Here is a 23,336-nt window from a genome sequence, read left to right as displayed (position 1 = left end):
CGCGTTACGTTTCCCTCAGCATATGAAGGAAACACATAATGGCATCGCTTTCGACCATCTCCGACATAGACCTGGCAAAACAGGTCACGGCTCTTTCCAGGGAATTGGCGACGCTTAGGAAGGCGATCGCCAAGCGTGGTGGTGCCTATTACGAGGATGGGCGGGACGCCGCCTCGGATTACTATTCCAGCCTTGCCGAGCGTATCGGCGATACGTTGCCGGCGATCAGGCGGCAAGGCAGGGTTATCGAAAAGACAGCGCGTGACCATCCTGCCAAGGCTGCGGTGGTGGGGCTTGTTGTGGTTGGGCTGGCAGCAAGCTTGCTGCTCAGTCGGCGATAGGTCGCCCAGGGTCAGTCCTTGCTGCCAGCCTCCAAAGCCTCGTCGTTGCCGAAATCGGACAAGCATTTGGCCAGGAGTGCTTCAGCGTAAAGTCGTGCTGGACCGAGGTGGCTCCGCCTCATGTAGTCGGACTTCTCAATATGCCAGTGACGTTCGATCTCGCGCGCGATATCCGGATTGGTCCAGGTTGCGTAGCCTGCGGCCGTGTAGACGACGATCTCGCCTGCAAAAAGCTGCTCGTCCGTGACCAGAAAGTCGATGCGAATGTAGTCGAGATCGGCGGCAAGACGCGGCGCAATGGCGATGGCTTCTCGCACGAAGTCGACTAGGCGCTTGTTGACAGGCAGCGCCTGGTCCTCGCGCGGATAATCGGGATCGCGCCCAGGCAGCGGATTTGCATTCCGGTCAAAGAGCACGGAGCGATCCGCCTGTCGGTCCTCGACCCATACGTGGCAGACGACGCCCCCGCAGACATGGACGTTGATATCGGTGGCGATTCTTCCGCCGCTTAGGCTGAGCTTCTCCTCGACGAGGACTGTCGGCTTGATCGGCCAATAGGCCCATTCGCCGTCGCGCTGCCCGAACGGCTTTCTGAGCCATCGCTTCGTCTGGCTTATAATAGCGGCGTGATCCGGCGGACCGCCCGATACGAAGATGTTCATTGCGCAGCCGTGGTTGACCTTGATCACCACGTCGCCATCGAACAGAGCCGGGGGAATATCGGCGGGATCGTGACCGGACCAGAGCGTCGCGGGCAGCTTCAGATCCGGGCAGGCCTTTTGGATGTGAGCCTTGGCCGCAAGCTTGTCGGTGAACGTCACGAACAGCGGGTTATGGTCGATGATCTTCCGCCACAGCATCCGCTCGTGATAGAGCAGAATCTGATCATTCCGGCTCATATCCTGTTGCGGCGAAGTAGTTGGCGCACTCGGTTGGTGTGAAGCAAGGCAGTGCGGCGCTGATGGTATCCCACAATTCCGCGACGGTTCGTGCGGCGGCTTTGCGTAGAATCGATTTCAGCTTGGAAAAGGCGTTCTCGATCGGGTTGAAGTCGGGGGAATAGGGCGGGAGGAACATCATCCTTGCGCCGGTTGCTTCGATCGCCACACGGGCGGCTGCGCTTTTGTGCGCCGGCAGGTTGTCGAGGATCACGACATCGTCGGGCCGCAGCGTCGGCACGAGAACCTGCTCGACATAGGCGACAAACCATTCGCCAGTCATCGGGCCGTCCAGGACCATTGGCGCGGTCATGCCAGTGAGGCGCAGGGCGCCGGTGAACGTCGTCGTCTTCCAATGGCCATGCGGGATTGGCGATCGGCACCGCATCCCGCGCTTCGTGCGCCCCCGCAGTCGAGCCATCTTTGTCGAGGCTCCGGTCTCGTCGATGAAGACCAGATGCTCGGGATCAAGATCGGGCTGGGCGTCGAACCAGGCGTTTCGTCGCGCCGCCACGTCTGGCCGCTCCTGCTCGCTGGCGTGCGCCGTTTTTTGAAGGTCATGGAGTGACGATCGAGAAACCGCCAGATCGTGCTCGTCGCAAACGACGCGCCATGCTCCTGTCGCAGCAACTCGGCGAGTTCGACCAGCGTGATGTCCACCCGCCTCTCGATCGCCGCCAGGATGATGTCGCGATACGCTTCAACGCGGTGGGACCGCCTGTCGCCGCCCTGCGGCTTTGCGCAGGTGGCTCCGGTCTCGCGCCATTCCCGGACCCAACGCACCGAGCTTGCCGCCGCCACGCCAAATCGCGCCGCTGCCGCCCGTCGCGACAGGCCGCCATCAACCGCTGCGACCACCCGAGCCCGCAAATCTTCCGATAAGGATTTCGCCATGCCATGCCGGCCTCCGAATCCAGCAGATATGCTGAATCAGATTTCCAATCCCAACGAAACCCCTATCGATTCTATCCGCTCGGATTTTGCTCTAGGTTTCCGGCGCGGCAGGATTGGGCAGATAACCCAACCGCCTCACGAACCGCACGATCAGGGCGGGATGGCGGATGGTCAGCCAGAACCGCGCGACAGACAGAACAACGCGGTCTGTCCACGAAATATCGGCCTTGGCCGTCATCAGAGATACCTTGGCTTTTTTGGACTCCGCTTGATCCGGTGGGCGGAAACCGGTCAGCACTATCTCCGCGGTATAGCGATTTGCCTCTGTGCGAAAGGCCCTGTGGCAGGTGCCGGTGGCGCCAGGCAAGCTTGCCTTGTTGAGCCAATGTCCGATTGCTGGCTTTGGCGAATCGGTTGGCGTTGGCTTACTGGCAAGCCCGTCCGCGATTACGGATTTTCGTGTGACGAAGCACCAAGCCGAAAGCAGGAGCGAAGCGCTCCTGGGTCATGGATGCCGATGCCGGCGGGCACCATACTATGTATCCGGTCGCGCCGTTTGCGCGGGAAGCAGGTGCAGGCTGCTTCTCACAACGGCTCAATGCCACCGTGATCAAGTCATCGAGCGTCGGCAACAACAAGAAGACCGCCCTTGATCAAGAGACCAAAGTCGGTCTTCTTGTTGGCAAGCTGATTGTTAGACCTTCTTGTGGTGGTGGTGATGCATGTGGTGATGCACGTGGTGGTGGCGATGATGATGGCGATGATGCTTCTTGTGCATCGGAGCCGCATTGGCGCTGGTCGCGCCGAGAACCGGCATCGACACAGCAAGAACAACTGCAAGCCCAAGGGCGGAGAGGAGGGACTTCTTCATGGATTTTTTCCTTTTTGGCGCCGGCCATTTTTTGAATCAGGTCGATGACCTGACTGCCGCGAAACCAAGTATCCCCCTCGAATTTTTCGACAGTGTTTCCGGAGTATAGAATTTTGTTTCTGGATTATGTCTGAGGCCGGAAGGCGCCTCGCCTCACCGTTGTCGGTGTTGCCCAGGGGGCGCAATTGGCTATGATGAAGCGCTGTCGATGAGCTGACACTCCGGGGCCTGCATGAAATATCTTTTGCTGATCATACCGTGCGCCCTGTGCGTGTGGGTTCCCCTCTACAACAGCATCGAGCCAACCCTGGCGGGCATTCCCTTCTTCTTCTGGTTCCTGCTGGCTCTGATCCCCGTGTCGTCGATCTTCATTTGGGCGGCATCGAAGGTCGGAGGGGACGACGCGTGATCGATCATCTCAACTGGACAGCGACAGCCGTCTTTGTCTTCTTCTTTGCCGTGGTGACCATCATCGGCTTCGTTGCCGCGCGCTGGAAATCCGGCAATCTCGATGAACTGCATGAATGGGGTCTTGGCGGCCGGCGCTTTGGTGCATGGATCACCTGGTTCCTGCTCGGCGGCGACCTCTACACGGCCTACACGGTCATCGCGGTGCCGGCGGTTGTCTATGCAATCGGCGCTTACGGCTTTTTTGCCGTGCCCTACACGATCCTGATCTATCCCTTCATCTTCCTGACGATGCCGCGTCTGTGGAACGTGGCGCGCGAGAAGGGCTACATAACCGGCGCCGATTTCATCTTCGGGCGCTATCGCAACAAGGGGCTGGAACTTGCCGTTGCCTTCACAGGCATCCTCGCCACCATGCCCTATATCGCGCTCCAGCTCGTCGGCATGGAGAAGGTCATCCAGGCACTGGGATTCCAGGGCGAGGGGATGATGTCGCATCTGCCGTTGACGATCGCCTTCGTCATCCTGGCGCTCTACACCTACAAGAGCGGCCTGCGCGCGCCGGCCATGATCGCCTTCGTCAAGGACATCATGATCTACGTCTTCGTCATCGCGGCGGTGGTGATCATCCCGGCGAAGCTCGGTGGCTACGGCGCGGTCTTCGACGCGGCCGCCAAGGCCTATGCCGGCAAACCCAACCAGGGCTTGACGCTGTCGCCGGCGCAGATCGGACCATTCATCACGCTCGCCATCGGGTCGGCCATGGCATTGTTCATGTATCCGCATTCGCTGACCGGCGTGCTCTCGGCGTCGGGGCCCAAGGCGATCCGGCGCAATGCCATGACGCTGCCGGCCTATTCGCTGCTGCTTGGCCTTATCGCGATGATGGGGTTGATGGCACATGCAGCGGGCATCGAAGTCGCCAACCCGCAGGACGCGATCCCTCAATTGCTGCTGAAAATGTTCCCGGACTGGTTCGCGGGCTTCTGCTTCGCGGCAATCGCCATCGGCGCACTGGTGCCGGCAGCGGTGATGTCGATCGGTGCGGCCAATACCTTCACGCGCAATGTCTGGCGGCCCTTCGTCAACCCCGCCATGTCGCCCCTCCAGGAATCGCAACTCGCCAAGCTGATGTCGCTGATCGTGAAGGTCGGCGCCCTGGCCGTGATCTTCTTCATGCCGACGAAATTCGCGCTCGACCTGCAATTGCTCGGCGGCGTCTGGATGATCCAGATATTCCCGGCCGTGATCTTCGGCCTCTACACACGCTGGTACAGCGGCAAGGCGTTGCTCGCGGGCTGGATCGTCGGTTTTGGCCTGGGGTCCTATCTGTCTTGGGGCGCGACCGCGTGGGTGCCGACTTCGACCATCCTGGGACATGGCGCCTATAATGGCGTCATTGCCGTGATCGCCAACATCGTTGTCGCGACCGCACTGTCGTTTGTGTTTCGCGCCAAGATGGAAGGCGATATCAGGAGCGACGATTTCCTCGACGCGCGAAGCGCGGCCTGAGGCTCGGGAGCCAGGCTTCGGAGCCGGGTCCTGCCATCACTCCGTTTTGTCTTCGGGCGTTTGTGGCCACTGCAGCAAGGCGGCGCGGCCACTATCCGTTATCTCGTACACGCCGTGGCCAGCGCGGACGAACCAGCCATAGACGTTGCGACGCAGAATCTTGACGACATTCGGCATGGTCGGCTTGAGGTCGCGCGGGCGTCTCGGGCCTGCGGTCATCGCCGCCGCGCATGCCAGCGCCTCCTGGCGATAGGCTGTCATGATGGGCTTGCGGGTGCTGCCGCCAGCGGCCGGATCGCCCCGCCGGCGCTGATGCTCGTCGACAAGGCGCGAGCGGCGGCGCGGGTCCTTGCGCGGTGGCAAGGCGGCGGGGCTGAGCAGCACCTCGACCTGGTCGCGGGCGGTGACGCCCAGCAACCCGAATCCCAGGCGACGACAGAGATTGCGAAACCGCGCGTCGCTCTCGCGGCCCTTGCCACGCGCCGACATGCGTGCGGCGAGCCATACCTCGTCGCTCGCGGCGGCGCGATCGACGCCCTGCAGCACGAGTTCGAGATTAAACTGCAGTTTCAGTTCGCAAATGACCACGACCGGCGGTTCGCCTTCGCGCAGGCCAACCATGTCACAGCCACCGATCTCGCCTTTCACGGCGAAGCCGAGAGCCTCGAGGAAGAGCTTGACCGGAGCATAAAGCGTCGTTTCGTTCATGCCGACGACTTACCGCATCAGGCTGAAAATCGGAATCGATTTTCATTGGAACGCAATGCGGTTTCCGGCGGTAAATCAGGCACCCTATCCCGGGATTTGTTGTGCTGGCGGGCTACATTGGCGGGACGATGCCGTTGTTCCCGACCACGACACGGGTGGAGGTCAACGCGCCGCCGCTGTCACGCTCGGCGTTGACGAATATGACCGCGCCGGGTTTGAGGTCTTCCGGCGATGCCGGAGCGAAGGTGACGATTGGTGTCGTCTGCGGAATCGCGATCTGCTTTTTCTGGCCATTGTCATAGGTCAACGTTACCGACCGGCCATTGATGTCGGTGACATCAGCGACCGTGCCGTTGGTCATGCGGCTGTTGGGTTGCAGATCCCACGGGCGGTCGCCTTCACCGGCCCCTTTCATCGCGGCTGGAAAGACCACGACTTCGAGCGCGCCGCTACCGCCATCCGCCTTTGAAACAGATGCGATGCCGAGGAAGTCGCCCTGCTTGATGTCCTGCGCTGACGCTTTGGCCACGCCTGATATCTTCCAGCCACTTGCCATTTTCACCGTATCTGTCGCACCTTCCCGGGTCTTGACCGTCAGTGTCGCGCCGTCGAAGCTGACAACGCTCCCGCGCAGGCGCACCGCGTCCGCCGCCTGGGCCAGGCTGATCCCGGTGAGTGTCGCGCTTGTGACCATCGCGCCGAGCACGAATCTCTTGAAATTCATTGTATCCATCCTTCGAAAGGGCTGGCCGGTTCGAGCTGAAACGCCAGCGACAGTCGCTTAACGAACGAGAGGCTCAAACCGTCCGACAAATCGGCGATGGGCCATTCAAAAGAACTTGATTGGTATATCGAGCGCGGTCACGCGCTCGATGGTTTTATTGCGCTGGGACTGCAGCATGTGGATTCCCGCCTGCCAGCCCTGCCACGATGCAACCGACGGAGAAGCGGCGACGACATTATCTAAGGCTGTACAGCCCGGAAACGACGCCGATGATCGCGGTTCCAATTGCCAACGTCTGCAATCCGGCCTTCGCGAGCTTGTGCCTGCTTACAAGTATGCTGACCCTATCTAATATAGCTTTCCGAAACTCGTTCGCGTCGGCTGGACCATTCTGGGCCTCATCGGCAACAATCTCGGCAATGACCTTGAGTATATCCCTGCGCTTTTCGCGGCTCATTCCTCGAAAGCTGACATACTGTGGCGGCGAGCTAGGATCGTAGTTTTCAAACATCAGCAAGGGAAGCCCAGACTTGGCAAGTTCGTGCTGCTTGATCACTCTGTTAGCAAACTTCACGTCGTAGTGGCTGGCATCAAGCTTTTCGTTGAGGACATACGCATCGGTGCTGCAAGGAATGAGCAAGTGCCAGTTGTGGCCTGCATCTTCATTAAAACCGCACCAGCTATCCAAAATCCACTGAGTTTCATCGGAGTCGTATCCGTCAGACAAATAGATCGAAACCAACGCTCGCTTATCGTTGAAGAAAGAAACGTCTTTTTCCGTGGCGATTGCCCACATCGTATTTCGTCCCCGCATACACACAGTCGCCCCGACTGCCGGCTCAACAATGGCACGCGCACATTAGCGCGATCAACAGGGGAGGTTTCGAACTTTCGGCATGTAGCAGGGGAAGGTGTGGGGTGCGCTTATGATTTGCATCAGAAAATTCGATGGAATTGGCCATGTCGATCATTTCCGTTGAAGATACCAGCAGCACCTGAACCATCACGTCCACCAATGATGACACGCCTATTGCCCACAAGATCGCGCGGGAGACGCGTGGGGGGAGCACTGGCTCGAAAACCCTTCGCGGACGTGACCGAAGTTGGCTTGAAGGAGGCTGTGCGACCTTGCCGGTCATCTCGATGAGAACAGAGAAGCGCCCCCTGTGGGCATCACTGCCGAGGCGCTTCCCCCAGGCTTTTGGGACATCATCAATCAGCACCGGGTATGGAGTTTCGCGACATGATCGCTAAACCGAAAGGTTGAATCGTGGTCTTGCTACCATCCCGAAACAGGAGAAGAAGCATGGAGCACCCCTCAGAATCGCGTGAATTCTGCTCCCAATGGGATCTTGGCTCGCTTCCGTTCCCTTCTAGGCATCGATTGCCTTTGGGGGAGAGAACAGAAACCCTTTGCATCAAGGGCATTTATGGTCGGAGTGGCCGGATTCGAACCGACGACCCCTTGACCCCCAGTCAAGTGCGCTACCGGGCTGCGCTACACTCCGGACCGGTCGCGATGTATCTTGATAACCCTGTTCGGGTCAACCCGAATTCGGCAGCTAGACCATGATCCCGAAACGTGGCCGCACGTTTTCTGGAAAGATCGTAATCAAACAAAAAGATAGAGCTTTGGTGCGGTAATATCGCAGGGAGCATCATGCTCGACGCACGGATGAAATTGCCGGGCCCGATTGGCGTGGTGGCTCCGGTTCGAGCTCCCGCTGATGGCGGTATTCAAGGGCGATTGCGCCCCAGACAAGCCCAAGCAGCAGGTAGAGATGGCGCCAGTGATCGATGTCGATGAAGGTGCCGAGCCCGATGTTGCCGATAAAGGCGACGTAGGCGCACAGGAGATAGGGTTGCCAAGGTCTGTCGCGCAACAGGATGCGGAAGCCTGCCGCGATCGTCCACAGCGTCAGGGCCAGGAACGATACGAAGCCGAGCCAGCCATAGTCCATCAGCGCCTTCAGCCAGATGTCATGAGTGTCCTCACCGAAGATCGTGCCGAAGACGAGGGGGCCGATGCCCAGCGGATGTTCCAGTGCCATATGGAAGCCGATCGTGTAGCGGGCAAAGCGGCCGAGGCGGGCGGTATCGTAGCTTTGCTCCAGATGGGCACGGTTGGAGAACATCTCCGACACGCCTGGTAGCTGCAGGATGATGATGATGGCGATGATCAGCAGCGACAGCGCCGCGATCGTCATCACCACGACGCGCAGTCGGAACATGGCGCTCGCGCTCTGCAGAAAGAGACAGCCGGTGAGCAGGACCGCCGATACGGCGAACATGCCCCACGCACCGCGCGAGAACGAAAAGAAGATGCCGGCCGTGATGATCAGCAATGGAACCGCCACCAGGGGCATTCGCGAGATGGGACCGGTCAGCAACAAATAGAGCAGGTAGATGCCGGGCAGCACCAGGAACGGACCGAACACGTTCGGATCCTGGAAGGCGCCTGCGGCGCGGTCGTATTTGGTGAACAGCTCGGCGCCTGGAAAGGCGTGGAAATAGCCGGCGATCCCGAGCAGCGACGTGAGCACCGCCGCGATCACATAGGCACGGAAGATCAGCCGGTAGCGGCTGGGGTCTACAGCGGTCACCAAGGCGTAGAACACGGCCGTGAAGGCGAGGAACAGCGATACTGCGAGATAGAGCGGCGTATTCGCCAGGTTCGACATCTGCGTCATCGAGATCATGCCGCCGATGTTCATCGTCACCAGCAGCACCAGCAACGGTACCACGGCGCGCGATATACGCAGACCGAACAGCACCCAGACGGCGATGAGACCGGCCATGTAGATTTCGTAGGGCGCCGGCTCGCGGATGACGAAACCCGACAGGAACACGCCTAAGAAAAGCGCGCCGGAAGAGATGAGCGCAATCAGCTTGGCGTTGATCGCCGCCGCCGGCAGCTCGTGGGAAATCGCGCTCAATAGGCATTTTCCGTATTGAGCAGCCGGATCGGCGTCAGGAACAGGATCCGCAAGTCGAACAGCAGCGACCAGTTCTCGATATAGTAAAGGTCGTATTCCGTCCGCATGCGGATCTTTTCATTGGTATCCATCTCGCCGCGCCAACCGTTGATCTGCGCCCAGCCAGTGACACCGGGCTTGACCTTGTGGCGGGCGAAATAGCCGTCGACCACCTCATTGTAGAGAAGGTTGTGCGACTGGGCGGCGATGGCGTGCGGGCGTGGACCCACCAGTGACAGCGAGCCCAGCAGCGCATTGAAGAATTGCGGCAGTTCGTCGATCGAAGTCTTGCGGATGAAGCGGCCGACGCGGGTGACGCGGGGGTCGTTCTTGGTCACCGTCTGCTTGGCGGTCGGATCGGCCTTGTCCGTATACATCGAACGGAACTTGTAGACCTCGATGATCTCGTTGTTGAAGCCGTGCCGCTTCTGGTGGAACAGCACGGGTCCCTTGCTGTCGAGCTTGATGGCGATCGCGGTCGCCAGCATCACCGGTGAAAACACGATGATGCCGATGATCGAGAAGACGATGTCGAAGGCGCGCTTGGCGACTGAATCCCAGTCGTTGATCGGCTTGTCGAAAATATCGAGCATCGGCACCGAACCGATGTAGGAATAGGCGCGCGGGCGAAATTGCAGCGCGTTGGAATGCGCCGACAACCGGATGTCGACCGGGAGCACCCATAGTTTCTTCAACAGCTGCAGGACGCGCGATTCGGCGGTCAGCGGCAGCGAGACGATCAGCATGTCGATGCGCGCGATGCGGGCAAATTCGATGAGTTCGGAGATGGTGCCGAGCTTGGGATAGCCGGCGACGATCGGCGGCGAGCGCTTGTCGCTACGGTCATCGAAGATGCCGCAGATACGGATATCGTTGTAGGGCTGCTTTTCGACCGAGCGGATCAGGACCTCAGCCGCCTTGCCACCGCCGACGATGACCGCGCGCCGCTCCATGCGGCCATCACGCGCCCAACTCCGAATGAGCTTCGACATGACCAGCCTGAGACCGAAGATGAGGATGAAGCCGGCAACGAACCATGTGCCGAAGAGCAGACGAGAATAATCGCCTGACATCTTCATCGTGAAGGCCGTCAACGCCATCAGGGCGAAGGTGCCGGCCCAGACCAGCAGAATGCGGCCGAAATTGGCGATCGGCCGCATTAGCGAAACGACCTGGTAGCAGTCGGTGACGTCAAGCAGCACAACGGCGAGGAACGAAGCGGCGGCGATCGTCAGCGGATATTGCCAGGCGAGATAATTGAAGAAGCCGACAAGGTAGAAGTAGACGCAGAGGCCGGACAGGAACAGCAGCGCGAATTCAACCATGCGCAGTACGCCGCTGACCATGATCGGCGACATCGTATCGCGCCGGTATTGCGACGCCACCTGACGGGCGACATCGTTCATGCCTCCGGGCTTGTCAGCCTCGGGAGGGGCCTCGAATTTGCGCACCGCATCTATCGAAAAGCGGCGCGCGGGGTCGATCTCGTTCATGGGGCTATCCGCGAGCTTCCCTCAGGTGAATAGCAAAAGAGAGCTAAGAAACCCTTGAAACAACGCGTGGCTTTGGAACGGGTTAGCGCCCAAGGGCCAGGAAGTAGGCTTTTTCGATATTGGCGGCCATGACGTCGGCGCCGAAGCGTGCCTTTAGGTCGGCGACGCCGGGCATCAGGGTCTTGAAACCATCCGGGTCGGCAAGCGCCTCGCACATCTTGTCGCCAAGTTCGCGTGGATCAGGCCTGATCAGGGCAGGAGAGCCGGCACCCGAATATCTCCGGAATGCCGCCGACGGAGGTGGCGATCATCGGTTTTCCCGCGGCAAGCGTTTCCAGGACGATGTATGGCATGGCTTCGGCGCGCGACGGAACGACGATGAGATCGGCCAGCGCGAACGCTTTTCTTGCCGGCATCGGCGGCAGGAAGTGCACGACCGTCCAGTCCAAGCCGCTTCACCTGAGCATGATAGCGGGGAAGGTCATCGCCGTCTCCGACCATGACGGCAGTCAGCGGGCGGTCGAGACGCGTTTCAGCCGCGGCCAGCGCATCGATGAAGATGTCCGGGCCTTTGAGGTCGCGCATCATGCCGATGTAGAGCAGGTCAGCCGCGTCGGCCACCGTCATCACCGGTTCGAATTCGGCGGCTCGAAGCCCATTGTAGACCAGCGCGTTGGGGATCGGCGGCTCGCCGACCTTCCTGCGATAGGTGCGCCGCTCATAGTCGGAGACGAACAGCAGGTAGTCGGTGAAGCGGGCCATGAAGCGCTCGAGCGCGAAGAACAGCTTTCCGGTGGTTGTGTGTTCGTCATAGTGGAGTGAGCCACCATGCGGCGAATAAAGGCGGGCTACGCGAGACCTTGATACCCGCAACAGTGAGCCGAACAGACGGGCATAGGCGCCACCCTTGGCGCCGTGCCCGTGAAGCACATCCGGCTGCAATTCCTTGATGATCTTGTAGGTGCGCCAGGCCGACGCGAGGTCGCCCGGGCCGACATGGCGCTGCATTGGCGTGCGATGAATGCCGAGCGCCAGGCTGTCTTTCATCTGCTTGAAAAGGCGTTCTTCGAAATCGCCGCCGGTCGTCGAATCGCAGACGATGCCGACGGAGTGCCCGGCGGAGACCTGCGCGTCGGTCAGGTCGCGCACATGCCGGAAAATTCCTCCGACCGGTGAGCGAAAGCAGTGGACGATCCTGAGTTTGTCCGCCACGTGCTTAGGTCAGAACAGGCGTTCGCGAACGTAGACTGTATCGCCGGGCAGAAGCGGGTCCGAGGTGACCACGCGCCCCGTCATGACCTTGCCATTGATATCGCGGGTGATGTCGACGCTTTCCTGGTTGGCGCGTGGCGAGAAGCCGCCCGCGATGGCGATGGCCTTTTGCACGGTGAGACCCGGGACATAGGAATACTGGCCGGCCGCGCCGACTTCGCCCATGACGAAGATTGGCCGGTAGCGGTCGATCTCGACCGAAACGTCGGGATCGCGCAGATAGCCCTGGCGCAGTTTGTCGGCGATCTCCTTCTCCAGTTGCTGGGCCGTGTGGCCGCGCGCCGGCACCGCGCCCACGAGGGGGAAGGAGAGATAGCCGGACTGGTCGACGCTGTAGGTGTTGGTCAGGCCGTCCTGCTCGAACACGGTGACGCGGACGCGGTCGCCGGCGCCGAGGCGATAAGGTTGGTCGAGCACTTCGTGGAACGCCGCCGGTGTTGGCCGATAGCTGGAGCAGCCGGCAAGCATCGATACGGCAAGCAGTGCGCGAAAGAGGGAAGCAGTGCTCTTCATGACCGGATACGTACCTTCGACTGGCCGCGGCTAGGGTGCGGCAACTTTAAGGATCGAGGCCCGTTATCATCCTGTTAGGGTTAATGGCCGGTAAAGGCGCGAGCCCGATATGTCGAAGATCGATGGCGGATTGACGAAAGGAGGGGCGCTTTCGGCGATTTGTTTACCGCTCGTCAGTAAAGCCTAACAGGTGCTTACCGCGATCTTAACGGCTGAGTTACCATAGTTGTTTACGGTGCGTCCGGACTCAGTACCGGAGCAGGGATGCATGTCCGTTCAATCCGCGGCCGCAGACGTCGACGTCGATCTCAGGCAACTCTTCGCCAGTCTTGCGAGGAATTGGCGGCGCATAGCCATTGTCACGCTGGTGGTGACGGGTGCGGCGTTCGCATTCGCCTCGCTTGCCACGCGGCACTACAAGGCTGAAGCGCAGCTGAAGATTGAGACGGGCGAGTCCGTTTACACTCGGCCAAACGGTGCCAACGACAACGACAAGCCGATTCTTGACGAGGAAGGCATCGCCACCGAGGTCCAGATCGTTTCCTCCACCGACATCCTCAAGCAGGTGGCTTCGAAGCTCAATCTGGCGCGGCTGCCCGAATTCGACGACGCGCTCAACATGTCGGCGCTGAGCAAATTGCTTGTCATTGCAGGCCTCAAGGGCGATCCGGAAGAGATTCCGCCGGAAGAGCGCGTGCTGAAAAAGATGCGCGAGAATCTTAACGTCTACAGCGTTGAAAAGACGCGCATCATTGCCATCGAGTTTTCCTCGCGAGATCCCAACCTTGCCGCCGCCATTCCGACCGAGATCGCCAAGGCCTACATCGCTACCCAGGGCAGTGCGAAAGTTGCATTGAACTCCGCCGCCACCGCCTTTCTGGGACCGGAGATCGCCGATCTGCAGAAGCAGGTAAAGGATGCCGAGGCCAGGGTCGCCACGTATCGCGCCCAGTCGGATCTCTTGATGGGCGGCAACAATTCGGTTCTGGCCACGCAGCAGCTTTCCGAACTGTCGAGCGAACTGTCGAGGGTGCGCGCCAACCGTTCGTCAGCGGAGGCGACCGCCGACAGCGTGCGCAAGGCGCTGCAGGGCGGCGGTTCGCTGGATGCCGTACCTGAGGTCTTGTCGTCGGAACTGATACAGCGCCTTCGCGAGCGCCAGGTCGAGCTCAAGACCAACATAGCCGATCTTTCCACCACTTTGCTTGACAACCATCCGCGCATCCGCGCGCTGAAGTCGCAACTCGCCGACCTCGACGGCCAGATCCGCAATGAAGCGGAAAAATTGATGAAAGGGCTGATGACTCAGGCGCAGACCGCGCAGGCTCGTGAGAACCAGCTCGTCGCGGACGTCAACACGCTCAAGGCCGCATCGGCACGCGCTGGCGAAGAGCAGGTTGAACTGGATGCTTTGCAGCGCGAAGCGAACGCTCGGCGCCAGCAGTTGGAATCATACCAAGCCAACTACCTGGCGGCGGCGTCGCGCAAGGATCGCAACTATCTGCCGGTCGACGCGCGCCTGGTTTCCGAAGCCCAGGTGCCGTCCGAACCTTATTTCCCCAAGGTCGTGCCGATCGTCGGTGCGGCCTTCGCGGCATCGCTGTTGATCATGGCGATCATCACGCTTCTGCGGGAATTGTTTTCGGGGCGCGCCATGCGTCCGGCTGCTGGTGCCCGTTTCGATCGGATCGAGCAGGTCGCCATGCCTGTCATCCGGCACGAACCTGCCTACGTCGAAGCGCCAGCCAACATCGAGCCGGAGGGCGATCATGTGGCGGAAGCCGCGGCGCAGGTTGAAACGGCCGCGGTACCGCTCGATATTGTCGCGGCCGAACCGCCTCCTGCGGATGTTCGACCGAAACGTTCCAGCTTCGGCGAGATCGACGTCGAGAAAGCGGCCGAGAAACTGATCGCGAGCGGTGCCGCGCGCGCCATCTTCGTGTCGCCGGAAGGTGACGAGGCCGCCGCCTCGGCCATCCTGGTGGCGCGCGAGGTATCCGATGCCGGCTTGCGGGTGCTACTGCTCGATCTCACCGCCTCCGGAGCCGCTTCGCGGCCGGTGCTGGACAGCGCGCTGTTCCCGGGAATCACCAATCTTCTGGCGTCCGAAGCGCAGTTCAGCGACGTGATCCACGCCGACCATTATTCGGATTGCCATGTGATTCCGGTTGGCACGGCCGATCCGGTTCGTGCCATGCGCGCCGCCGACCGCCTGCCGATCATCATGCAGTCGCTGACCACCGCCTATGATCTCGTCGTGGTCGAATGCGGACCGGCCGACGCGCAGGACATCAGCCGTCTGGTTGGCGATGCCACGGAGGTCTTCGTGTCCATGCTGGAACCTGACGATGAGGTGGCTCAGGCCACGGTCAGCCTGATCGAAAGCGGCTATCGCAATCTCACCCTGGTGACGCCGGTCGGCCATGAAACACCGGGCACGCCGGTCCCAGGCCGGCGTTCGGCCGCCTGACGGAAAGCCGCCGCTAGAGCAGAATCTGATCATTCCGGCTCATATCCTGTTGCGGCGAAGTAGTTGGCGCACTCGGTTGGTGTGAAGCAAGGCAGTGCGGCGCTGATGGTATCCCACAATTCCGCGACGGTTCGTGCGGCGGCTTTGCGTAGAATCGATTTCAGCTTGGAAAAGGCGTTCTCGATCGGGTTGAAGTCGGGGGAATAGGGCGGGAGGAACATCATCCTTGCGCCGGTTGCTTCGATCGCCACACGGGCGGCTGCGCTTTTGTGCGCCGGCAGGTTGTCGAGGATCACGACATCGTCGGGCCGCAGCGTCGGCACGAGAACCTGCTCGACATAGGCGACAAACCATTCGCCAGTCATCGGGCCGTCCAGGACCATTGGCGCGGTCATGCCAGTGAGGCGCAGGGCGCCGGTGAACGTCGTCGTCTTCCAATGGCCATGCGGGATTGGCGATCGGCACCGCATCCCGCGCTTCGTGCGCCCCCGCAGTCGAGCCATCTTTGTCGAGGCTCCGGTCTCGTCGATGAAGACCAGATGCTCGGGATCAAGATCGGGCTGGGCGTCGAACCAGGCGTTTCGTCGCGCCGCCACGTCTGGCCGCTCCTGCTCGCTGGCGTGCGCCGTTTTTTTTGAAGGTCATGGAGTGACGATCGAGAAACCGCCAGATCGTGCTCGTCGCAAACGACGCGCCATGCTCCTGTCGCAGCAACTCGGCGAGTTCGACCAGCGTGATGTCCACCCGCCTCTCGATCGCCGCCAGGATGATGTCGCGATACGCTTCAACGCGGTGGGACCGCCTGTCGCCGCCCTGCGGCTTTGCGCAGGTGGCTCCGGTCTCGCGCCATTCCCGGACCCAACGCACCGAGCTTGCCGCCGCCACGCCAAATCGCGCCGCTGCCGCCCGTCGCGACAGGCCGCCATCAACCGCTGCGACCACCCGAGCCCGCAAATCTTCCGATAAGGATTTCGCCATGCCATGCCGGCCTCCGAATCCAGCAGATATGCTGAATCAGATTTCCAATCCCAACGAAACCCCTATCGATTCTATCCGCTCGGATTTTGCTCTAGCTGTCGTCCGCGGCGGCGGCGGGCGCAGTCTGCCCCGCCGTCCTCTTGCGCAGCGACTTGGTCAGTTTCCAGATCGTCGGGTTGTGCTTGATGAAGGCTTTCAGGCGCGCGCCTTGTTGCAGGACGAGCGCCAGCACGCGGCCCTTCGGCGTGAGCGGGACCAGAACCTCGAAATGCTGGGTTTCGATATCGCACCAGAGGCGTTTGTAGGGCTCATCGCCGACGGAGAAGTCGTAGACCGCGAAACCTGTCTCGCAGGCTTCCTGGATGTTGTCGAAGAACAGGAAGTCGCCCGGACTGGTGTGACCGAGATCGTCCTCGGCGATCGCGCCGAATTCGCAGATCAGGCGCCTGCCCGAACGGCTGGACCCTGTAATGGCGCGCAGCTTGCCGGCAACCTCGAGCCCATGCAGCACAAAGGATGGCCTGTCCTCCGCAAGCGCATCGATGAACAACGCGCGGAAAAAAGCACGCACCTCATTGTCGCCGAATACATTGGCAATGCCCATCTTGCGGAAGCGGAATTCCTTCATCTCGAAAAAGGCATCGAGCAGCCAGTTCACCTCTTCCGCTGTCCTTGCCTGGATGCGGCGATGGCTGCCAATGGCATCGAACTTGCGCATCTGGGCGCGGTGCTTCTTGCGCTTGCGCTTGCCGCTGGCACGCGCCAGCAGTGCATCGAATCCTCCCGCCAGATCGACGGCCAACGACAGGTTAGGGCTCGGAGAATGAGGAAGGCAGGCAAGCGGGTTGGCAATGCCGTCGAGATCGGGCAGCAATCGCTCCAGTGCGATCAGGTCGATGTCCGATCGCGCCCTTCGGATCGCTGCCAGCATCGTCCGGACGGCGGCGACGTCAGCCTTCGGCAGCCAGCGCGGATCGCCGGCGACAAAATTGCCATTGGCATGGCGGCCACCCATGAAGCGAGCGACGCGGAACGGGCCCTTGCGGCTAATCTCCAGCGCCAGCACGAACACCGGCCTGCCTTCAGCGGTCAGGGTCGCTATGAGCGAGTCGGGCGCAACTTGCGCCATCCAATGGCGGACCCATCCCGAACTCTGCGCGGGAGCGAAGAGGGCGGAACGACAGAACTCCCCGTAATCAGCAAGCGCATCGCCGGAGGCGGCCGATACGGATACTGCGCAATCTCCCGGCAATGGGCGCGGCGAGGCTTCGGTCGCCGCGGGCCGATTGCCCTCAAATGACGCAGCTGCGTCAACCATCCCTCAATCCTTAAGGCGTATTCATCACGATTTGGGGGTTCGCGTAGGCTCGTTCCATGCTTGGCTGAGCCTAGGCGCAAAAGGTGAATGAATGATCGACGGAGGCGAGGCAATCCGGAAACTGGCGCTTAACATCGCCCGCTATACCGGTCTGGCTCCGCTGGCCAAGCCGTTCATCGGCGGCATTGGCGCGATCCTGATGCTGCATCGCGTTACGGCCAGGCCGGAAAAGCCGGATAGTGTCAACCGTCACCTGAACATCGCGCCTGAATTCCTGGATGCGGTTGTCGCCGACATGAAGGCGAATGGCTACATTTTCGGTACGCTGGACGAAGCGATCGAGCGCATCAAGTCCGGCGGCAAGGGCGGCCAGTTCGCCACCATCACCGCCGACGATGCCTATCGCGACAACATGACGGAGGCGTTGCCAGTCCTCGAAAAGCACGGTGCGCCAATCACCATCTATGTCGCGCCGGGTCTGATCAGCGGCACTGCCGACCTGTGGTGGGAGTTGGTCGAGGATGTCGTCCATGCGGCCGATCGGCTGACCCTGAAGACGTCCGCTGGTCCGGAGACGATCGATTGTTCGACCCCGGCCAGAAAGCTCCAGGCTATTGCGCGCCTGCACGCTCATCTCACCACGGAGGTCCGCGAGGAAGACCAGCGTGCCGTGCTGCGCGAACTGGCTGACACGAGTGGTGTTGACGCGGATGAACTGCGTCTCAGGACATTGATGAACTGGGACGAAATCCGCACCATGGCCGCGCATCCGCTGGTCACGATTGGCTCGCATACGGTCAACCATCACAGTTTGAAGCGACTTTCCGAAGCCGATGCACGCCACGAGATCGAGGATGCCAAGCGTATATTGCAGGCCGAGCTGGGTGAGGAGCCACACCACTTTGCCTATCCCTACGGCTATGCCAGCGCGGTCGGTTGCCGCGAAGTGGGTTTTGCTCGCGACGCCGGCTATGTATCGGCTGTGACGACGCGCCACGGTGTGCTGCGCGCCGAGCATGCCGGTTTCCTGCATGCATTGCCGCGCATTTCCGTCAACGGCCGCTATCAGAGCCTGGCCCATATCCGCACGATGCTCTCGGGCGTGACGACCCCTCTGGCCAATGCCGGCAAGATGGTTGTCACCATCTAGACCTAACGCTGGAACTGGCGGCAAGTCAGCGCTTGGGCCGTGGCTCCAGCATCAGCCACTTGATGATGCCCATCGCCGGCAGCACCCAGAGCAGGCCGCTCAGCAGGAAGAAGAGGAAATGCACCAACGGGCTCGACTCCGACAGTCGGGCGACCGCGAAGATCGATGCGAGCAGCGCATAGATGATCACCAGCGCCACCAGCAGGAACGTTCCGATCAGTTTTTTCAGGCGCAAGGGCATGGTTGGCCTCCGAGGTGAGCATGCCGGGACTCGTGTAGGGTCCGGCAAGCTCAGAGTATTTGCCTCGCATAGGCCTTGGCGCGAAGCTGCGCAACCCGGCAGACGCGGCGCGACGGCGTGCCGCGCCGATCGGTCTTGCCAGCAAGGTTGCGATGGTTCACCAATCCGCAACTTCGAACCGCCGGAACTAAAGACCATGGCTGCCATCACCGACGCCGCGCCTTTCATGGCCCGCGACCGCGACCTCCACAACCGGGCGCTGGTTCGCGGCTGGCTCTATGTGGTGCTTCTGGTGCTGTTTGCGCTGGTGTTGGTCGGCGGCGCGACAAGGCTCACCGATTCCGGCCTGTCGATCACGCAATGGAAGCCGATCCACGGCGTGATACCGCCGCTCAACGACGCCGAGTGGCAAGAGGAATTCCAGCTCTACCAGCAGATCCCGCAATATGCCGAGCTCAACAAGGGCATGGGCATCGAGGCATTCAAGTCGATTTTCTGGTGGGAATGGGCGCACCGTATCCTGGCGCGCAGTGTCGGCCTGGTCTTCGCTCTGCCGCTGCTGTTCTTCTGGGCGACGCGCCGCGTCGAACGTGGCCTCGGACCGAAGCTCGTTGGCATTCTTCTGGTCGGTGGCCTGCAGGGCGCGATCGGCTGGTGGATGGTGGCTTCGGGGCTGGTCGATCGGGTGTCCGTCAGCCAGTACCGGCTTGCGACGCATCTGACCCTTGCTGCCTTGATCTTCACCGCCACGATGGTCGCTGCGCGCGGGTTGGCGCCGCACTCGGAACCCGCTGCCGACCGCTCGACGCAGCGCTTGGCCGGAATCATCGTGCTGCTGGCACTGATCCAGATCTATCTTGGCGGGCTGGTCGCCGGGCTCGATGCTGGCCTTAGCTACAACACCTGGCCGTTGATGGACGGCAAGATCATCCCGGGTGACCTGCTGATCCTCGAACCGGCATGGCGCAACTTCTTCGAAAGCCCCAAGACGGTGCAGTTCATCCACCGGCTCGGCGCCTATACGGTGTTTGCAGTGGCGCTGTGGCACATGATTGCAACGCGCCGGCGCCAGCCGGGCACCACGCATGCCCGTCGGGCGACAGTGCTGTTCCTGTTGGTGCTGGTGCAGGCTTCGATTGGTATCGGTACGCTGCTGATGCATGTACCACTGCACATGGCGCTGACGCATCAGGGGTTTGCGCTCATCGTACTGGGCTTTGCCGCGGCGCATTGGCGCGGCACCAAGGGTGCTTACCCGCTACCACATGAAATCGCGCTCAGGAACTGATCCCGAGCCAATCGGTCACATCCAGAAGGTGTTTGAAGACGTCGTCTTCTCGCCGTCGAATTCCGCCTGACGCAACGCGGCGGCGGACGGTGCGGATTGACCCTGATCGGCCTTGGCCGCCTTGTCGGCGGCCTTGAGTGCGTCAAGCTTGGCCTTCAGGGCGGCGACGTCTTGCTGCAGCTTTGCCTGCTGAACCTGGTCCTTGGCGGCCTTGGCCTCGTCCTCCTTGGCCTGGATCAGTTTTTCGAGGGCGGCTTCCTGAGCCGCGTTGTCCGCGGCAATAGATGAAGAAATTTGAGCCGCCTGAGAGGAAGCTGAAATCGCGCTGACCATGACTGAGTTTGCTCCTGGGTGTCACATGCATCAGTGAGCATTTATGGTTAACGAGCGGTTACCCGTTCCTGTTCGCCAGTCAGACGGCAATCAGAAATTCGACCGCACTGCCCGGATCGCCATGGCAATCGACAATTCGCGATTTTCATCGGCGTCGTTACGATCCTCATGGTGCCATGAAGCTGACAGGCAGCCATAGGCGATGGCATGATCCAGTATGGCGCGCGGCGTTTGACCCAGTGTCTTGGCGAAGGTCTCGGCCATGTGGGCGATCCGTTCAGGGGCGCCGCACAGGTCGTCACGCTCGAGCGGGTTGTACAGCATATTCGCAGCGTCGAAGCCGGGATCGCCGAGAACGCCCTTGGGATCGATCGCCAGCCAACCACGTGGCCCGTGAATAATGTTGTCGTGATGCAGGTCGCCATGCAGCGGCTTGATGTCGTGCGGGTCGCCCAGCAGTCGTTCGGCTGTGGCCGCGGCCTCGACATAGAGACTGTCGGCACCTGCATCGCGATCTGCCTTAGCCTTCTTGAACAGGCTGGCAAAGCGTGTCCGCAACTGCTGAAGCTCCTCCGGAAAAGGGTGGTCCGACGGCGCAAACAGCTTCGCCATCACCTCGGCGGCGATTGCCGTGGCGGCATCGTCGCCTTGTTCGGCAAGCTCATGCGAAAGCAGCCTGTCGCCGGCATATTCGAGCAGCATGCTGTGGCCGTCGCGGTCAAGCAGTCGCACCGCGCCTTCGCCGTGCCGCCAAACGAGGTAGTGCTCGCCGCGCAACTCGTCGGCGACGTCGTCGAAGGGTTTCAGCGCCTTCACGATGGCCGACGAGCCGTCTTCGCGAACGACCTTCCAGATGCGGCTGGAAAAGGTTTCGGCAATGAGTTCGGGCGCGCTGACCTTCCAGCGCTTCGGAAAGGCAGGCGCGTCCATCAGAGCCCGAGCATCAAATCCATGTTCTGGACGGCGGCGCCTGAAGCGCCCTTGCCGAGATTGTCATAGACGGCCAGCAGCAGCGCCTGGGCTCGCTTGTCGTTGGCGAATACATAGACCTTCATGCGGTTGCTGCCGTTGTAGATCTCCGGATTGATTTCGGGCATGCGCTCCAAATGGGCATAGGGCGCCACTTCGACCACGCCCCCGTCTATGGCAGCGAAATGATCGGCGATTGCGGCGTGCAGTTCAGCGCCGGTCGGTACATGGTCGAGGCCGCCAAGTTGCAGCGGTACGACCGTGATCATGCCCTGAGCGAAATTGCCAACCGCCGGCTGCATGATCGGATCATGCGACAGTTTTGCATAAGCCCTGAGTTCCGGCACGTGCTTGTGCTGAAGCGTCAGGCCATAGGGCAGGAATTCCGACGCATCCTCGCCCTTGGCCACATAGTCCTCGATCATCGGGCGGCCGCCTCCCGAATAACCGGAGATGCCATTGACGGTGATCGGAAAATCGGCCGGCAGAAGGCCGGCGGCAACCAGCGGCCGCAACGTCGCGATCGGCCCTTGCGGCCAGCAACCCGGATTGGCGACACGTTTCGCCGAGGCGATCTTCTTCGCCTGGTCCTTGTCCATCTCGGCGAAGCCGTATTCCCAGCCCTCGGCCACGCGATGCGCGGTCGAGGCATCAATGACCTTGGTGGTGTCGTTGGTGATCAGAGAGACGCTTTCCTTCGCCGCATCGTCGGGCAGGCACAGGATCGCCACATCGGCGGCATTGAGGAATTCAGCGCGCGCCGCCGTTTCCTTGCGGCGCTCGGTGGGAATGGAAATGATCTCGAGGTCGCCGCGCTCGGCAAGCAGCGCCCTGATCTGGAGGCCGGTGGTGCCGTGTTCGCCGTCGATGAAGATTTTCGGTTTCATTGCCAATCGTTCCGCCTGAATGTCCTGCTATTTCAATACTATATGCCGTGACCGTGATTCACCGCGGCACCGTGGTTGCCGTTGTTCATCTCCTCAAGCCGGGCCTTTCGTTCGGCCAGCAACCCGAGATACTGCATCGCCACCATCGAGCCGGCGATCGCCGTTATATCGGCGTGATCATAGGCCGGCGCAACCTCGACAACGTCGGCGCCGACAATATCGACCTGGTTGAGCTGGCGCAGCGTCGACAGGATCTTGGCCGAGGAGGGGCCGCCGGCGACCGGGGTGCCTGTTCCCGGCGCGAAGGCCGGATCGAGGCAATCGATGTCGAAGGTAAGGTAGGTCTTCTTGCCGCCGGTGCGGTCGACAATGGCATAGGCGATATCCGACGCCCGCATCTCCTCGATCTCGTGGCCGTACAGGATCTTGATCCCAAACGTGTCGGGAGCGTGGGTGCGGATGCCGATCTGGATGGAACGGTCAGGATCGACGATGCCTTCCTTGACGGCGCGGCCGACAAACGAACCATGGTCGATGCGCTTGCCGTCATCCTCCCAGGTGTCCTGGTGGGCATCGAACTGCACCAGGGCCAATGGTCCGTGAATGGCGGCATGGGCCTTCAGCAGAGGCCAGGTGACGAAATGGTCGCCGCCCAGCGTCAGCAGGAAGGCGCCGGATTTCAGAATCTTCGCCGCCTCGCGCTCGATCGTGCCAGGCGTCTTCTGGTGATTGCCGCTGTCAAGCAGGCAGTCACCATAGTCGACCACGGCAAGGTGTTCGAACAGGTCGCGTGAAAACGGATATTGCGGGTCGTTGTCGAGGATAGCCGAAGCACGGCGAATCGCCTGCGGCCCGAAGCGCGCGCCCGGCCGGTTGGTCACGGCGGCGTCGAAGGGGATGCCCCACACCACAGCGTCCGCGCCTTTCACGTCCTTTGTGTATTTGCGCCGCATGAACGACAGCGCGCCGGCATAGGTCGGCTCGGACGAAGCGCCCGTCTTGGAGCGGGCGGTGAAGGCGTTGTCGATGTTTCTGTTGGGCATCGCGGATCCT

23 protein-coding genes, 1 tRNA gene and 1 pseudogene are annotated in these 23,336 nt (G+C 61.2%); 7 read left to right on the top strand and 18 right to left on the bottom strand.

The genetic code is table 11. From position 1 onward, the window contains the following. The first annotated feature begins 38 nt into the window (after positions 1-38). Entirely contained in the window at positions 39-341 is a 303-nt protein-coding gene (locus tag LGH82_RS07950) for a hypothetical protein (RefSeq protein WP_227347994.1), read from the top strand. 11 nt (positions 342-352) lie between these two features. On the opposite strand, the gene LGH82_RS07945 is transcribed toward LGH82_RS07950, so the two are convergent. The 3 genes from LGH82_RS07945 to LGH82_RS07935 all read right to left on the bottom strand — a co-directional run bounded on the left by LGH82_RS07945 (position 353) and on the right by LGH82_RS07935 (position 2,471). Then, a complete protein-coding gene (locus tag LGH82_RS07945) occupies positions 353-1,240 on the bottom strand; it encodes an ATP-grasp fold amidoligase family protein (RefSeq protein WP_227347993.1) in 888 nt (295 codons plus the stop codon). Continuing rightward, positions 1,227-2,173, bottom strand: a protein-coding gene (locus tag LGH82_RS07940; RefSeq protein ID WP_264484367.1) for an IS630 family transposase whose coding sequence is annotated in 2 segments (ribosomal slippage) — positions 1,227-1,831 and positions 1,831-2,173 — 948 coding nt in all. Because the reading frame shifts where the segments join, the coding sequence is not laid out codon by codon here. Before LGH82_RS07940 ends, LGH82_RS07945 begins: the two co-directional genes overlap by 14 nt. A gap of 91 nt (positions 2,174-2,264) precedes the next feature. Further along, positions 2,265-2,471, bottom strand: a complete 207-nt coding sequence (locus LGH82_RS07935; protein ID WP_227347992.1) for a hypothetical protein — start codon at positions 2,469-2,471, stop codon at positions 2,265-2,267. A 209-nt stretch (positions 2,472-2,680) separates the two neighbouring features. On the opposite strand from LGH82_RS07935, the gene LGH82_RS07930 reads away from it, so the two are divergent. From LGH82_RS07930 to mctP, 3 genes are all read left to right on the top strand, one after another. After that, entirely contained in the window at positions 2,681-3,079 is a 399-nt protein-coding gene (locus LGH82_RS07930; RefSeq protein ID WP_227349758.1) for a hypothetical protein, read from the top strand. Between the two features lie 197 nt (positions 3,080-3,276). Continuing rightward, a complete protein-coding gene (locus LGH82_RS07925) occupies positions 3,277-3,453 on the top strand; it encodes a DUF3311 domain-containing protein (RefSeq protein ID WP_227347991.1) in 177 nt (58 codons plus the stop codon). After that, entirely contained in the window at positions 3,450-4,964 is a 1,515-nt protein-coding gene (gene mctP, locus LGH82_RS07920; protein WP_227347990.1) for a monocarboxylate uptake permease MctP, read from the top strand. The genes LGH82_RS07925 and mctP overlap by 4 nt, the downstream gene beginning before the upstream one ends. A 36-nt stretch (positions 4,965-5,000) precedes the next feature. Here the strand turns inward: mctP and LGH82_RS07915 are convergent, their stop codons facing one another. The 8 genes and pseudogenes from LGH82_RS07915 to LGH82_RS07880 all read right to left on the bottom strand — a co-directional run bounded on the left by LGH82_RS07915 (position 5,001) and on the right by LGH82_RS07880 (position 12,649). After that, positions 5,001-5,672, bottom strand: a complete 672-nt coding sequence (locus LGH82_RS07915) for a DUF2161 domain-containing phosphodiesterase (protein WP_227347989.1) — start codon at positions 5,670-5,672, stop codon at positions 5,001-5,003. A gap of 112 nt (positions 5,673-5,784) precedes the next feature. Continuing rightward, positions 5,785-6,396 carry a hypothetical protein gene (locus LGH82_RS07910; RefSeq protein ID WP_227347988.1) on the bottom strand — a complete coding sequence of 204 codons (612 nt, stop codon included), beginning with the start codon at positions 6,394-6,396 and terminating at the stop codon, positions 5,785-5,787. A gap of 235 nt (positions 6,397-6,631) precedes the next feature. After that, a complete protein-coding gene (locus LGH82_RS07905) occupies positions 6,632-7,192 on the bottom strand; it encodes a hypothetical protein (protein WP_227347987.1) in 561 nt (186 codons plus the stop codon). Positions 7,193-7,827: 635 nt separating this feature from the next. Further along, positions 7,828-7,904, bottom strand: a tRNA-Pro gene (locus tag LGH82_RS07900). Positions 7,905-8,054: 150 nt separating this feature from the next. Continuing rightward, positions 8,055-9,332, bottom strand: a complete 1,278-nt coding sequence (locus tag LGH82_RS07895; RefSeq protein WP_227347986.1) for an O-antigen ligase family protein — start codon at positions 9,330-9,332, stop codon at positions 8,055-8,057. Continuing rightward, the gene (locus LGH82_RS07890; RefSeq protein WP_227347985.1) at positions 9,329-10,864 is read right to left on the bottom strand and encodes an undecaprenyl-phosphate glucose phosphotransferase; all 1,536 of its coding nucleotides are present in this window, start codon (positions 10,862-10,864) and stop codon (positions 9,329-9,331) included. Before LGH82_RS07890 ends, LGH82_RS07895 begins: the two co-directional genes overlap by 4 nt. Positions 10,865-10,946: 82 nt before the next feature. After that, a pseudogene (locus LGH82_RS07885) lies at positions 10,947-12,076 on the bottom strand (glycosyltransferase family 4 protein). Positions 12,077-12,085: 9 nt separating this feature from the next. After that, positions 12,086-12,649 (bottom strand): polysaccharide biosynthesis/export family protein, encoded by a 564-nt coding sequence (locus tag LGH82_RS07880; protein WP_227347984.1) that lies wholly within the window; start codon positions 12,647-12,649, stop codon positions 12,086-12,088. Between the two features lie 268 nt (positions 12,650-12,917). Here LGH82_RS07880 and LGH82_RS07875 point away from each other — a divergent pair, with 268 nt between their 5' ends. Next, a complete protein-coding gene (locus LGH82_RS07875; protein WP_227347983.1) occupies positions 12,918-15,119 on the top strand; it encodes a GumC family protein in 2,202 nt (733 codons plus the stop codon). 29 nt (positions 15,120-15,148) lie between these two features. Here LGH82_RS07875 and LGH82_RS07870 read toward each other — a convergent pair. Together LGH82_RS07870 and LGH82_RS07865 are read right to left on the bottom strand one after the other, a co-directional pair. Beyond that, a protein-coding gene (locus LGH82_RS07870) for an IS630 family transposase (protein WP_227343924.1) occupies positions 15,149-16,097 on the bottom strand; the annotation gives its coding sequence in 2 pieces (ribosomal slippage) (positions 15,149-15,755 and positions 15,754-16,097; 951 coding nt in all). 91 nt (positions 16,098-16,188) lie between these two features. Then, positions 16,189-17,415 carry a GNAT family N-acetyltransferase gene (locus tag LGH82_RS07865; protein WP_227347982.1) on the bottom strand — a complete coding sequence of 409 codons (1,227 nt, stop codon included), beginning with the start codon at positions 17,413-17,415 and terminating at the stop codon, positions 16,189-16,191. A 91-nt stretch (positions 17,416-17,506) separates the two neighbouring features. Between LGH82_RS07865 and LGH82_RS07860 the strand changes: the two genes are divergently transcribed. Beyond that, positions 17,507-18,565 carry a polysaccharide deacetylase family protein gene (locus LGH82_RS07860; protein WP_227347981.1) on the top strand — a complete coding sequence of 353 codons (1,059 nt, stop codon included), beginning with the start codon at positions 17,507-17,509 and terminating at the stop codon, positions 18,563-18,565. A 25-nt stretch (positions 18,566-18,590) separates the two neighbouring features. Here LGH82_RS07860 and LGH82_RS07855 read toward each other — a convergent pair whose 3' ends face one another. Continuing rightward, positions 18,591-18,806: a DUF2842 domain-containing protein gene (locus LGH82_RS07855; protein WP_227347980.1), complete on the bottom strand. Its 216-nt coding sequence runs from the start codon at positions 18,804-18,806 to the stop codon at positions 18,591-18,593. 196 nt (positions 18,807-19,002) lie between these two features. Between LGH82_RS07855 and LGH82_RS07850 the strand changes: the two genes are divergently transcribed. After that, a complete protein-coding gene (locus LGH82_RS07850) occupies positions 19,003-20,094 on the top strand; it encodes a COX15/CtaA family protein (RefSeq protein WP_227347979.1) in 1,092 nt (363 codons plus the stop codon). 15 nt (positions 20,095-20,109) lie between these two features. On the opposite strand, the gene LGH82_RS07845 is transcribed toward LGH82_RS07850, so the two are convergent. The 4 genes from LGH82_RS07845 to speB all read right to left on the bottom strand — a co-directional run bounded on the left by LGH82_RS07845 (position 20,110) and on the right by speB (position 23,326). Beyond that, positions 20,110-20,427, bottom strand: coding sequence for a hypothetical protein (locus LGH82_RS07845; protein ID WP_227347978.1), 318 nt, complete (start codon positions 20,425-20,427; stop codon positions 20,110-20,112). Positions 20,428-20,517: 90 nt separating this feature from the next. After that, positions 20,518-21,360 (bottom strand): aminoglycoside phosphotransferase family protein, encoded by an 843-nt coding sequence (locus LGH82_RS07840; protein WP_227349517.1) that lies wholly within the window; start codon positions 21,358-21,360, stop codon positions 20,518-20,520. Further along, positions 21,357-22,283, bottom strand: a complete 927-nt coding sequence (gene argC / locus LGH82_RS07835) for an N-acetyl-gamma-glutamyl-phosphate reductase (RefSeq protein ID WP_227347977.1) — start codon at positions 22,281-22,283, stop codon at positions 21,357-21,359. The genes LGH82_RS07840 and argC overlap by 4 nt, the downstream gene beginning before the upstream one ends. 38 nt (positions 22,284-22,321) lie before the next feature. Further along, positions 22,322-23,326: an agmatinase gene (gene speB, locus LGH82_RS07830; protein ID WP_227347976.1), complete on the bottom strand. Its 1,005-nt coding sequence runs from the start codon at positions 23,324-23,326 to the stop codon at positions 22,322-22,324. Positions 23,327-23,336 lie beyond the last annotated feature (10 nt).

It is taken from the genome of Mesorhizobium sp. PAMC28654, from assembly GCF_020616515.1.
Lineage (GTDB): Bacteria > Pseudomonadota > Alphaproteobacteria > Rhizobiales > Rhizobiaceae > Mesorhizobium.
This window is presented reverse-complemented; position numbering and strand designations above follow the sequence as displayed.

Coding starts and splice junctions, on each gene's coding strand:
- LGH82_RS07875 (WP_227347983.1), top strand. CDS start 12,918: ATGTCCGTTCAATCCGCGGCCGCAGACGTCGACGTCGATCTCAGGCAA.
- LGH82_RS07880 (WP_227347984.1), bottom strand. CDS start 12,649: ATGAAGAGCACTGCTTCCCTCTTTCGCGCACTGCTTGCCGTATCGATG.
- LGH82_RS07910 (WP_227347988.1), bottom strand. CDS start 6,396: ATGAATTTCAAGAGATTCGTGCTCGGCGCGATGGTCACAAGCGCGACA.
- LGH82_RS07905 (WP_227347987.1), bottom strand. CDS start 7,192: ATGTGGGCAATCGCCACGGAAAAAGACGTTTCTTTCTTCAACGATAAG.
- LGH82_RS07890 (WP_227347985.1), bottom strand. CDS start 10,864: ATGAACGAGATCGACCCCGCGCGCCGCTTTTCGATAGATGCGGTGCGC.
- argC (WP_227347977.1), bottom strand. CDS start 22,283: ATGAAACCGAAAATCTTCATCGACGGCGAACACGGCACCACCGGCCTC.
- LGH82_RS07915 (WP_227347989.1), bottom strand. CDS start 5,672: ATGAACGAAACGACGCTTTATGCTCCGGTCAAGCTCTTCCTCGAGGCT.
- LGH82_RS07855 (WP_227347980.1), bottom strand. CDS start 18,806: ATGCCCTTGCGCCTGAAAAAACTGATCGGAACGTTCCTGCTGGTGGCG.
- LGH82_RS07845 (WP_227347978.1), bottom strand. CDS start 20,427: ATGGTCAGCGCGATTTCAGCTTCCTCTCAGGCGGCTCAAATTTCTTCA.
- LGH82_RS07865 (WP_227347982.1), bottom strand. CDS start 17,415: ATGGTTGACGCAGCTGCGTCATTTGAGGGCAATCGGCCCGCGGCGACC.
- LGH82_RS07945 (WP_227347993.1), bottom strand. CDS start 1,240: ATGAGCCGGAATGATCAGATTCTGCTCTATCACGAGCGGATGCTGTGG.
- LGH82_RS07950 (WP_227347994.1), top strand. CDS start 39: ATGGCATCGCTTTCGACCATCTCCGACATAGACCTGGCAAAACAGGTC.
- LGH82_RS07850 (WP_227347979.1), top strand. CDS start 19,003: ATGGCTGCCATCACCGACGCCGCGCCTTTCATGGCCCGCGACCGCGAC.
- speB (WP_227347976.1), bottom strand. CDS start 23,326: ATGCCCAACAGAAACATCGACAACGCCTTCACCGCCCGCTCCAAGACG.
- LGH82_RS07860 (WP_227347981.1), top strand. CDS start 17,507: ATGATCGACGGAGGCGAGGCAATCCGGAAACTGGCGCTTAACATCGCC.
- LGH82_RS07930 (WP_227349758.1), top strand. CDS start 2,681: ATGGATGCCGATGCCGGCGGGCACCATACTATGTATCCGGTCGCGCCG.
- LGH82_RS07925 (WP_227347991.1), top strand. CDS start 3,277: ATGAAATATCTTTTGCTGATCATACCGTGCGCCCTGTGCGTGTGGGTT.